Raw genomic sequence first — 11971 nt, 5'->3', positions numbered from 1 at the left:
GATGAGCATGACTCATCCCTTTTGCTATCAATTTAAGCTAATAAATACTCAGATTTTTTTCAAAATCGCTTCTGACGCCTCTTCAATCAAATCCAGTACCAGTTCAAAACCAGCATCGCCACCGTAATATGGGTCTGGGATCTCGTCATAATCAGAGTCACCATGACTTAAAAACAACGACACTTTAGGACGGTGTTCTACCGGGCAAATATCCAACAGATCGGCGAGATTGGCTTTGTCTGCAGCTAACACCATATCAAATTCATCGAAGTCCCCAACTGTTACCTTGCGAGAACGCATTCCTTTGAACGAATAACCGCGTTGCTTTCCCGCTTGCATGGCGCGAGCATCAGGCGGATTTCCGGCGTGGTAACCAATGGTCCCTGCAGAGTCCACTTCCACTGATATGCCCAGTTCTTTGGCTTTAGATCTTAATACCGCTTCACCAGTTGGCGAACGACAAATATTTCCCATACAAACAACGAGTAATTTCTTCATTTTATTCCCTGAATTATCGATGGTTTTTCTTCATCAACTGTTGGTCTATCATAACGAGATAATTCAATGAACCCAAATCGGCTTGGGTCAGTTCAAAAAAGGAATTGAGGAAGCATTATGTCTATCGACGAAAACAAAGAAGCACGCCACAAGGCGCGCCAACAAAAAGTAAAAGAGCAGGTAGACGCGAAAATCGCAGCCGCCCAAGAGGAGAAAGGTTTATTACTGATCATCACTGGTAATGGGAAAGGCAAATCGACTTCCGGTTTTGGTACAATTGCGCGTGCAGTTGGTCATGGTTTGAAGTGCAGCGTAGCGCAGTTTATCAAGGGTACATGGGATAACGGCGAGCGTAACCTACTTGAAAAGCTAGGTGTTGAGTTCCAAGTTATGGCAACAGGCTTTACTTGGGAAACCCAAAACAAAACAGCCGATACTGAAGCCGCCCAACTTGTTTGGCAAGAATGTAAGCGTATGCTTGCCGATGAATCAATTGATGTGGTTCTGTTCGACGAACTAACGTATATGGTGAGTTACGGGTACATAGACTTAGACGAAGTCGTCGAAGCACTAAATAATCGCCCTAAAATGCAATCGGTCGTCATTACAGGACGTGGAGCGCACCGTACTTTGATTGAAATGGCAGATACAGTATCAGAAGTGAAAAACGTTAAGCACGCCTTTGAATCCGGAGTTAAAGCTCTGAAAGGCATAGATTGGTAAGCGTCCGCCGTTGCTTCCGAAAAGACTAAAAAGGGTTGGCTCAATGCCAACCCTTTTACTTTACCTATATCCTCATAAAGAAGGTTGGTCCTTTAGTTGAACAAGTTCTTCAACAAACCATCTACCGCCTCTTTTGTTTTCTCATCTTTGATCTTGTCCGTGAGCTTCTCTACTCCACGATCAATTTCTTTCTGAGCTTTTTGTTTCAACACGTCATCAAAGACTAGCTTGAACTTAGGATCTGCCCATTTGCCAGAAACGTTGATAGGGATAGTGATGTCTTTCAATTCATCAATGGTCTTACCACCCTGACCTTCCAATGAACCCACTATCGAAGTACTAATGGTGAAATCAACAGTTTCATTCAAGTAGTTTGCCTGCCCCTTACCACGAACACGAAGAAGTGGAGACTGCGCTTTCATGTTATCCGTTGAGACCGTGCCTTTATTTAACTTCAACGTCGCGGTCATCGCACTGAAGTCGGTTTTCTTAACTTCATCTGTGCCTTCAATGCTTTGACCTTTAAATCGCGCGTAGTTTTCGCGGATTAGCTGAGCAACGTTAATGCCATTCACAGCACCATCTGCAAAATTGATCACCACTGTACCAACAAGGTTCTTTTTGATGCCAGTTGGCGTTAGGCTCTTACCACTCACATTGACATCAATGTTACCAGTACCTTCCAGCATGTCGTTATTTGCTACATCGACAAGTAACGGTTGGACTTGTACACCTTTGATTGATTTCTTCGCAGAGTATGTGGCAGGTGATTTACGCGCGTCCAGTTTGGCTGTCGCAGTGATCGTGCCTTGGTACAACTTAGAGCTGAATGAAGTAAGATCAAAGACACCACGATTAACAGAGAAGCTTGCTTTCACTGCTTCCATCTTCGCATTAGCCGCCTTAAATTTGTCAATCGTAATATTGCCTTTCACATCAAGCGTTTTTAGTGCAGACAAGTCCGGCTCAACTTCAGGACCAGTAGATGCACTACTGTTGCCACCTGATGCTGGTTTATCACCCGCAGGAGCTTGCTTATTCAAGCCAAGGAATTCGTCCAAATCGATATTAGGACTATGCACTGCAAAACGTACTTTAGGAATATCACCCAGAGTCACATCTGTTTTACCATCGAGCGCAATTGCGTTCGCCGTAAGTTTCTCGAGCACAAAGCTCAGATGATTCTTAGTGAGGTCGAATGAAAGATCAGAGACCATATCAACTTTCATTGGTGATTGCGGTAGCGCATCTCCCTCAAAAGTCGCATTCAACGTCAGCTTATTCAGTTGTACCTTACTGATCGCCTTATCGATACTTAGCTCACCACCACCTTGCATATCGAGCTTCATACCACCAGCGTCACCTTTCAATGCATAGCTCAAGTTATTCACTTTATCGAACTCAAACGTATCTAGGCCAATAGTTGCTGAGTCAATTTTGTTTGCAGGATCAGCGTAAGTCGCATCAAAGTTGATGTTTTTCAGCGCGTAGCTCGCCAGACCTTTTGCTACTTTAAAGTCCGCTTTGCCTTGTGCTGTGAACGTTTGGTCATTCATCTCACCTTTCATGCCGAAATCAGCCGTTGTCCAGTTATCAAAAGCAAACTGAGAAAGGTTTAAAGAAATGTCAGAAAGCTTAGTGTAGCTACCTGTTTGCTTGTCTTGGATTTCAACATAGCCATTTGAAATGCTGACTCCAGCGAGATTGATCGTCCAATCAGAAGCAGCACTTTGTGAGTCTGCCGCTTTTTCTGGCGAAGCTTCGGTCGTTTGTTCTGCTTGTTGAGTTTGTGCTTTGGTTAACGCATCAATGTTCTTCGTGCCATCTTTCAGTGTTTCAAGATAGAACTCCGCACCATCAAGGGTGACATTACCAATTTCCAGCTGTTTGCTTAATAGCGGGGTAACCGAGACATCAACACCTACTGTCTCGACTTTAAATAGGTTTGGTTGACTAAAACCTTGTGGGTTTCTCAGTTCAGTACGACCCAATTCGAAACCAATCGACGGGAAAAACTGCCAGCTGATATCCCCTTCGATTACGAGTTCCAATCCAGTTTGCTTTTGCGCTTGCTCCACGATAAGTGGTTTAAATTGGTTTGGATTGACAAAAATAACCAACCCTAAAATGACAGCTAAGATCGCCACAATTGGAATGGCAATGATTAAGAGCAGTTTCTTCATTCGCTTTTTCCTTGCTCGAGTGTTTTTACAATTATAAGCACAGACTTGTTTTATCGCTGACCGTTCCACGAAAGCGTGAAAAATGTCCGATTTTGTAGTGCAACTGACTAATTTAAAAACAAAAAAAAGAAGTGGCACCTAAGGTGCCACTTCTTCATACAAAAATAAAGCGATATAGCCGTCTAAACGCTTAAGCTTTCAGAAGTTTTGCAATGTGCGCTTTAAGAACATCGATTGCGATACGGTTTTTACCACCGCGAGGTACGATGATGTCCGCGTATTGCTTAGAAGGTTCAATAAATTGCATGAACATCGGACGTACTGTCTGCTGGTATTGCTTAAGAACAGATTCCATTGTACGACCACGCTCTTCAACGTCACGTTTAACACGACGCAATAGACAGATATCTAATGGCGTATCCATAAATACTGTCGCGTGCATTAAGTCGCGAAGACGCGGATCAGTCAGAAGCAAGATACCTTCAAGAATGATGACCTTTTTAGGGGTCATTGGAGTGGTATTGCTTGTACGAGTGTGCTCAGTGTAGCTGTACTCAGGTACTTCTACTGCTTCGCCACGAACCAATTTTTCTAAGTGTTCACACAGCAGGTCGTGGTCTAACGCGCTCGGGTGGTCGTAGTTAGTCTTTACACGCTCTTCCATGCTTAGTTGGCTTTGGTCGTTGTAGTAGCAATCTTCCGTGATGACACCGATTTGATGATCGCCCACTTTCTCGCGAAGCTCATTGTAAATAGTGCTCGCGATCAGACTTTTTCCAGAAGCAGAAGCGCCAGCAATACCTACGATGACGCATTGATTATTATCAGACATTAATTTGCACCCGATGATGATTTTCTAGTCACATAAAAAGATAAACTGCGTGATTATAGGGAGTTCACCCGTTCGTTACTAGTTGGAATTAGGGTTTCGTTATAAGTTTCTGTGAGCTCAGAGGATTAACCTCCGAGCAAACGTTTAAATGAACAATATTCAACCAGTGCTAATATTAAACTCAGTTCACCATAGTAAAACTGATTGCATCAGGTTTGGCTTTGCCTTGCCAATACATTGTACAACAAACACGATCAGCAAGTTGTTTATAATAACCAGCGTGTTCACTATTCGGACGTCTCGCCACGGTCGGAATACCAGCATCAATGTCTTCTCGCATAGAGATATGAAGCGGAATTTGCCCAAGCAGCGCCAAGCCAAATTCTTGTGACATTTTCTCTGCACCACCAGTACCGAAAATATGCTCAACAGCCCCACACTGACTACAAATGTGGTAACTCATGTTCTCAACGACGCCGACAACAGGCACGTTGACTTTATGGAACATCGCCGCACCTTTACGTGCGTCCGCCAATGCGAGATCTTGCGGTGTTGTAACAAGCACCGTACCTGTTACTGGAATTTGCTGAGACAGCGTTAGTTGGATATCCCCCGTACCCGGTGGCATATCAATCACCAAGTAATCAAGCTCTGGCCAATCCGTTTCTGTCAGTAGCTGTGATAAGGCCTTAGAGGCCATGGGACCACGCCAAATGGCTGCTTCCGATTTATCGACTAAGTAGCCAATAGAATGAGTATAGATTCCGTGGGCAAAAATAGGCTCCATCCACTTAGCATCACTAACTTCAGGCTTAGCGTCTTCTTGACCAAGCATCATAGGAACCGATGGACCATAGATATCGGCATCTAACAAACCGACTTTTGCTCCGGATTGCGCAATTGCGAGGGCAAGGTTTACTGCTGTGGTTGATTTCCCAACCCCACCTTTCGCGGAACTTACCGCAATAATGTTTTTAACGCCCTTTACCGCATTGGTGACTTGAGTCTCAAGTGCTTTAACGTTGAGCTCAATCTGGAAATCAAATGCAGGAACGTCACCTGATGCTTGTTGCTCTTGTATCCAATCGGATAACGAAACTTGAAGTTCGTTACTCGCGAAAGGTAAAGTGATTTGAATGCCACCTTGTGCGGGAATCACGACAATACCGTGAATGTCCGCCCAGTTTTCCACCAACTGTGGATGTTGGAACTGGTTGAGCCAATGACAAAAATCTTGTTTTGAAGTGAACTGATGCATGAGACCTCCTTTATGCATCTAATCGTAGCACCCAGCGGCGAGATTCAGAACCCCAAAAAAACTAAGGCAATCCATGGTTTGATGCCTTGGCGTTAGGAAGCTCATGGGGTAGTATTACTCTCTATTTTTTATACCTATCAAAAAGCGATTATTAAGTATGGCAAACGATCCAAGAAAACTGCTGGTAACTTGTGCCCTTCCGTACGCTAATGGTTCGATTCACCTAGGTCACATGCTTGAGCACATTCAAGCTGATATCTGGGTTCGCTACCAACGCCTACGTGGCAACACTGTAAACTTCATCTGTGCTGACGATGCTCACGGCACGCCAATCATGCTAAAAGCACAACAGATGGGAATTACACCAGAAGAGATGATCGCTGCAGTAAGCGAAGAGCATCAGAAAGACTTCGCTGGCTTTGATATTAGCTTTGATAACTACCACAGCACACACTCAGACGAGAACCGCGAGCTAGCGTCTCACATCTACCTTGAGCTGAAGAAAAACGGCTTTATCTCTAGCCGCACTATCTCTCAGTTGTTCGACCCTGAGAAAGAAATGTTCCTACCGGATCGTTTCGTAAAAGGTACTTGTCCTAAGTGTAAGTCAGAAGACCAATACGGTGACAACTGTGATAACTGTGGTGAGACGTACAGCCCAACTGAACTGATTAACCCGAAATCAGCAGTATCTGGCGCAACGCCAGTCATGAAAGACTCTGAGCACTTCTTCTTCGACCTACCTCAGTTCGAAAGCATGCTAAAAGAGTGGACTCGTTCAGGTTCTTTACAATCTGAAACTGCTAACAAGATGCAAGAGTGGTTCGAGTCTGGTTTGCAACAGTGGGACATCTCACGTGATGCGCCTTACTTTGGCTTCGAAATCCCAGGCGAGAAGAACAAATTCTTCTACGTATGGCTAGATGCACCAGTTGGCTACATGGCTTCTTTCAAGAACCTATGTGACAAGACTGAAGGTCTAGACTTCGACGAATACTGGAAGAAAGACAGCTCAACTGAGCTTTACCACTTCATCGGTAAAGACATTGTTTACTTCCACTCACTATTCTGGCCAGCAATGCTAGAAGGCAGCGGTTTCCGTAAACCAAACAATGTATTCGTACACGGCTACGTAACAGTAAACGGTGCGAAGATGTCTAAGTCTAAAGGTACGTTCGTTAAAGCAAGCACTTACCTAAACCACCTAGACCCAGAGTGTCTGCGTTACTACTACGCTGCAAAACTAAACAGCCGTATCGACGACCTAGACCTTAACCTTGAAGACTTCACTCAACGTGTTAACGCTGACGTAGTAAACAAAATCGTTAACCTAGCTTCTCGTAACGCTGGCTTCATCTCTAAACGTTTTGAAGGCAAGTTGGCTGAAAACTTTGCAGAACCTGAGCTATACAACGAATTCGTTGCAGCAGCAGACCGCATTGCAGAGCTTTACGAAACTCGTGAGTTTGGTCGTGCGATCCGTGAAATCACAGCACTAGCAGACAAAGCAAACCAATACGTTGACGAAAAAGCACCTTGGGTTGTTGCAAAAGAAGAAGGCAAAGATCAGGAACTGCAAGAAATCTGTTCTGTAGGCATTAACCTGTTCCGCGTGCTGATGACTTACCTAAAACCAGTGATGCCTGCACTAGCAGCGCGTACTGAAGCATTCCTAAACGAAGAGCTAACTTGGGAAGGCATCGCTGCACCACTGACTGGTCACGAGATCACTAAGTTCAAAGCGTTGTTTAACCGTATCGATCCTAAGAACATCGAAGCGATGATCGAAGCATCGAAGGAAGACGCTGCGGCAGAAATGGCAGCAAAAGAAAAAGCGGAAGCAGAAAAGAACAAAGCTAGCCAAACTGAGCTAGATAAAGATCCAATCGCTGAAGAGATTGAGTTCGATGCTTTTGCAGCGGTTGATATGCGTATTGCTCGCATCATCTCGTGTGAAGAAGTGCCAAAAGCAAACAAACTGCTTAAGTTCCAACTAGACATCGGCGGTGAAACTCGTCAGGTATTCTCTGGCATCAAGTCAGCTTACAAACCTGAAGAGCTAGAAGGCAAGCTAACCGTAATGGTAGCGAACCTAAAACCTCGTAAGATGAAGTTTGGTATGTCAGAAGGCATGATCCTAGCAGCGGGCCCTGGTGGCAGCGACCTATGGATCCTTGAGCCACATGAAGGTGCTCAACCAGGCATGCGTGTAATGTAATTCGTCACTTTACGATCAAACGTAAAAATCCCCGCCCAATTTGGCGGGGATTTTTTTTGACAAAATTCACACTTTTGGTGAAATTACGCACCAAAATCGTACAGTTCTTTATCCATAAAAAAGCTAAGCTACTGTTTTAAAACAACTTAACTATTGGCATCAAAGATGCTCTTACTTAGTTGCTAGGTCAACAGCACTAACAAGGAGTTGGTTATGTTTGTTTTGATTTCTACTTTGATCTCGATTGCCATTCTGGCAGGGATCTATCATTTGGCAGCGAAGCGAGAAAAACAACATGCTCGCAAATATCAATTACTCACCTTATTACGCGATGTGGTTCACCTACTACGCCGTCACCGAGCGGTGACCCACTACTCTATCCAATACCAACAACATCATGAAAAAGAGATAGAGCAAATTCATCAGGAGTTAGGTTATAAACTGCATCAGCTCGTGGAAACTTCTCGCTTTGAGAACAAACCCATGTATCGCGTGCTGCAAATCAAAATCGATAAGTTGATAGAACAATGGCAGGACAACACGGTAGCACGGAATCAGATGGAGCATGGCAAACTGATCCGCCATAGTTTGTTCTTAATGGATGAGGTTACCATCGCATGGCTCGCTATTGCCCAGAGAGACGAGTTACATGACGAGTACCATATGAATTGGCAAACCGTGATTGATAGCTTAGAAACGCTGACACAGCTCCGTATCAGCATTCAAGACATGCAAGACAGAGGAGGACCTGAAAGGATGAGAAATTACGCATCGGTAATGATTAGAAGACTCAATCAATTGGCAGTAATTAGCCCCTTGAGCGTTGCCTCTCCGATGTCCGCTAGGTCGATTCAATCTCTAAATGAATATATAGAAGGTGAAATACTGTCACTGAGCGAAGAGGAGTTGTACGACATTACTTCTGATTTGTCCCTTACTGTGTTCAATACCTATGACCAGATGCTCTCAGACATCATAGAGACCCTTTACCTACCATTGCCCAGACTGTCCTTAGCTTAACGATTCGATGATGGTTTGACTGCTCTCGGTGAGCTACTAATAATAATAAAAAAACCGCAGGTACATGCCTGCGGTTTTGTATTTGAATCTTTTGCTAAGAGCGCTGATTAACTGTCGTCTTCCGTGAAGTTGGTCGGCAGTTCTTGCTTCATCTCATTCCAGATCTGAGCACTTTCCATACCATAGTGACGAATCACAACAGGAAGCTGATCACGTTGGCCGGTTTCACACGTTTCTAGAAGTTGGCGGTAGAAGCGCAGCGCTAGATCTCGTGATGCTGGATTTGAGAAGTAGTAGCTGCCCACACGATCGTACAGTTTTCTCAAACCGTTAAAGATCAAACCGTAAATTTGGTTGCCAGAATGGAACGCTAAGCGTTGGAACAACATGTAATCATAGAAGTTGAACGTCTTAGCAATCAGGATTTCCTGACGTTTCGCCTCATCCTTCTCCGTGTCTTCTTTCACGCTTTGCAGAATCTTATCGGCATAAGGAGATGCCGCGATAAAATCGTCCCATGAAGGTGCTTTTACTAGAGCTTCACATGACTCGATAACGTTTTGAATAGTACGCTCAGACGCTTCTTTGTTTGCTTTGAATGCATAACGCATGAAGATAGGGCTGATGTTAGTACGTGCAGCAAGCAGGTCTTCGACGATGTTTGTCGCGTTATCAACATCTAGAGTCATCAGCGTGTCCAAGATATGCAGACCAGATGTCTCCATAAATTGGTTCACTTTGGTTGGCTTACCGTGCTGAATAGTCAACCAGCCATCACGAGCAAGACGTTGAAGTACTTCACGTAGAGTCGTACGGGTAACACCAATTAGTTCAGATAGCTCACGTTCAGCGGGTAAAATTGAGCCAGGAGGAAAACGGCCGTTCCAAATGCTCTCGATAATGTATTTTTCTGCGAAACCCGCAGGGCTTTTAGCCTTAATGACCATTCTGTTTTTATCCAATCTTGATTTCTAAGGGTCGATACGACTCATCATACCACTACTTAACGATTTGCGAAAATTAACGATCAATAAATGAAACGAAATCCCAATATAGAGTTAATACTCTACATATATTTTCAATTTAAAACGTTAACCACTTGGAACCAAACGCGCAAAATTTATATTTTGAATAAAATGTACAGACCACAAACTCAGGAAAAATAAAGCCTACCTCGTCACACTTTTCTGCTCAAAATATGCAAAATAAATTTGTGTTTTACGATTAATATTCTTTCTTAATTTATCTTTTCTAGTAATTGACTTGGTTTTAAATTCCAAGGTGATTTTTTTTAATCTTTTCGTGGTATAGTAACGCCGTTTTGATCGCGTTATTACAAATAAAAAGCAGTTTTAGTCGGCAGCATCACGTTTTGTTATTGACTAATAAATGCCGGGGTGTAGAGTTGCGGTCGAAAGTGAGCGGTGCTTAAGTTCAGGGGAAGTAACTTGGCAAGACTACAGTAAAACAATGGATTGTTGTTTTTCTAAGTTATTGTTTTAAAAGACTAAATAATAAGTCTAACAAACAGATACTTAAGCACTATTGTAGTGTCTATTCATAATTTTGTTATAAAGAGAATTATCATGCCGATGTCGCTCGGAAATGCCTTTATCAAGAATTTCCTTGGTAAAGCGCCTGATTGGTACAAAGTTGCCATTATAGCCTTCCTAATTATTAACCCGATTGTCTTCTTCCTAATTGACCCATTTGTTGCAGGTTGGTTGTTAGTTGCGGAATTTATTTTCACACTAGCAATGGCGCTTAAGTGTTACCCACTTCAGCCAGGTGGTTTACTTGCAATTGAAGCGGTCGCTATCGGGATGACTAGCCCTGCCCAGGTGAAGCATGAGCTAGTTGCGAATATCGAAGTACTTCTACTATTGGTATTCATGGTTGCCGGTATCTACTTTATGAAGCAGCTTCTGCTGTTCATCTTTACAAAGATCCTGCTTGGTATTCGTTCGAAAACGCTACTCTCCCTCGCGTTCTGTTTCGCCGCAGCATTTTTGTCAGCATTCCTAGATGCACTGACTGTAATCGCGGTGGTTATCAGCGTAGCGGTAGGTTTCTACTCGATTTACCACAAAGTCGCTTCTGGTAACCCAATTGGTGATCATGACCATACTCAAGATGACACGATTACTGAGCTAACACGTGACGACCTTGAGAACTACCGTGCTTTCTTGCGTTCACTATTGATGCACGCAGGTGTGGGTACCGCGCTCGGTGGTGTAACAACCATGGTTGGTGAACCTCAAAACTTGATTATTGCTGACCAAGCAGGTTGGTTCTTTGGTGAGTTCTTGATCCGCATGGCTCCAGTAACGTTGCCTGTATTCTTCTGCGGTCTGATTACTTGTGCCGTTGTTGAGAAGCTTAAAGTGTTTGGTTACGGTGCGCAGTTGCCTGATAACGTTCGTCAGATCCTTGTAGATTTCGACCGTGAAGAGCGCAAGACTCGTACTAACCAAGACGTTGCAAAACTATGGGTTCAAAGCCTAATCGCGGTTTGGCTGATTGTTGCGCTAGCGCTTCACTTGGCAGCCGTTGGTTTGATTGGTCTTTCAGTGATTATTCTAGCAACATCGTTCACTGGTGTTATCGAGGAACACTCAATGGGTAAAGCGTTTGAAGAGGCACTGCCTTTCACCGCGTTACTTGCTGTTTTCTTCTCGGTTGTTGCGGTAATTATTGACCAAGAACTATTTAAACCTGTGATTGACTCTGTACTCGCAGTAGAAGATAAAGGCACACAGCTCGCTTTATTCTACGTAGCAAATGGTCTGTTATCGATGGTATCGGATAACGTGTTTGTTGGTACGGTTTACATCAATGAAGTGAAAGCGGCATTGATGGAAGGTTTGATCACTCGTGAGCAGTTTGACCTACTGGCAGTAGCAATCAACACAGGTACTAACCTACCGTCAGTTGCAACACCAAACGGTCAAGCCGCATTCCTATTCCTACTAACATCAGCACTGGCACCATTGATTCGTCTATCATACGGTCGCATGGTGATCATGGCGCTTCCTTACACGGTTGTATTAGCGCTTGTTGGTCTGATGGGTATCATGTTCTTCCTAGAACCAGCGACAGCATTCTTCTACGATGCAGGCTGGATTGTACCTAGTAGTGGTGATCTAGCTCCAGTTGTGTCAGGTGGACACTAAAAATTTGAGTTGATTAGGAAACTTATCCAAGTTAAAAAGCTCTGAGTAATCAGAGCTTTTTTATAT

General features: G+C 43.8%; 9 protein-coding genes. 4 read left to right on the top strand and 5 right to left on the bottom strand.

The window, feature by feature from the left end:
* Nucleotides 1-48: 48 nt before the first annotated feature.
* Entirely contained in the window at nucleotides 49-498 is a 450-nt protein-coding gene (locus tag QMY49_RS03395; RefSeq protein WP_005444780.1) for a low molecular weight protein-tyrosine-phosphatase, read from the bottom strand.
* 117 nt (nucleotides 499-615) lie between these two features.
* On the opposite strand from QMY49_RS03395, the gene cobO reads away from it, so the two are divergent.
* Nucleotides 616-1221 carry a cob(I)yrinic acid a,c-diamide adenosyltransferase gene (gene cobO / locus QMY49_RS03390; RefSeq protein WP_005444774.1) on the top strand — a complete coding sequence of 202 codons (606 nt, stop codon included), beginning with the start codon at nucleotides 616-618 and terminating at the stop codon, nucleotides 1219-1221.
* Between the two features lie 92 nt (nucleotides 1222-1313).
* Here the strand turns inward: cobO and QMY49_RS03385 are convergent, their stop codons facing one another.
* The 3 genes from QMY49_RS03385 to apbC all read right to left on the bottom strand — a co-directional run bounded on the left by QMY49_RS03385 (nucleotide 1314) and on the right by apbC (nucleotide 5494).
* Nucleotides 1314-3404, bottom strand: a complete 2091-nt coding sequence (locus QMY49_RS03385; RefSeq protein ID WP_005444772.1) for an AsmA family protein — start codon at nucleotides 3402-3404, stop codon at nucleotides 1314-1316.
* 190 nt (nucleotides 3405-3594) lie between these two features.
* A complete protein-coding gene (gene udk, locus QMY49_RS03380; RefSeq protein ID WP_005433235.1) occupies nucleotides 3595-4236 on the bottom strand; it encodes a uridine kinase in 642 nt (213 codons plus the stop codon).
* Nucleotides 4237-4417: 181 nt separating this feature from the next.
* A complete protein-coding gene (gene apbC / locus QMY49_RS03375; protein ID WP_283312780.1) occupies nucleotides 4418-5494 on the bottom strand; it encodes an iron-sulfur cluster carrier protein ApbC in 1077 nt (358 codons plus the stop codon).
* A 157-nt stretch (nucleotides 5495-5651) separates the two neighbouring features.
* On the opposite strand from apbC, the gene metG reads away from it, so the two are divergent.
* Both metG and QMY49_RS03365 read left to right on the top strand, forming a co-directional pair.
* Nucleotides 5652-7712 carry a methionine--tRNA ligase gene (gene metG, locus QMY49_RS03370; RefSeq protein ID WP_017817847.1) on the top strand — a complete coding sequence of 687 codons (2061 nt, stop codon included), beginning with the start codon at nucleotides 5652-5654 and terminating at the stop codon, nucleotides 7710-7712.
* A 213-nt stretch (nucleotides 7713-7925) separates the two neighbouring features.
* A complete protein-coding gene (locus QMY49_RS03365) occupies nucleotides 7926-8732 on the top strand; it encodes a hypothetical protein (RefSeq protein WP_017817846.1) in 807 nt (268 codons plus the stop codon).
* A 107-nt stretch (nucleotides 8733-8839) separates the two neighbouring features.
* Here the strand turns inward: QMY49_RS03365 and fadR are convergent, their stop codons facing one another.
* Complete coding sequence (gene fadR / locus QMY49_RS03360; RefSeq protein ID WP_005444763.1) at nucleotides 8840-9679, bottom strand: fatty acid metabolism transcriptional regulator FadR; 840 nt, start codon at nucleotides 9677-9679, stop codon at nucleotides 8840-8842.
* Nucleotides 9680-10318: 639 nt separating this feature from the next.
* Here fadR and nhaB point away from each other — a divergent pair.
* Nucleotides 10319-11905 (top strand): Na(+)/H(+) antiporter NhaB, encoded by a 1587-nt coding sequence (gene nhaB / locus QMY49_RS03355; RefSeq protein ID WP_009698498.1) that lies wholly within the window; start codon nucleotides 10319-10321, stop codon nucleotides 11903-11905.
* Nucleotides 11906-11971 lie beyond the last annotated feature (66 nt).

It is taken from the genome of Vibrio harveyi (assembly GCF_030060435.1).
Taxonomy (GTDB): Bacteria; Pseudomonadota; Gammaproteobacteria; order Enterobacterales; family Vibrionaceae; genus Vibrio; species Vibrio harveyi.
The sequence above is the reverse complement of the archived record's forward strand: the minus strand, read 5'-3'. Positions and strand labels throughout refer to the sequence as shown.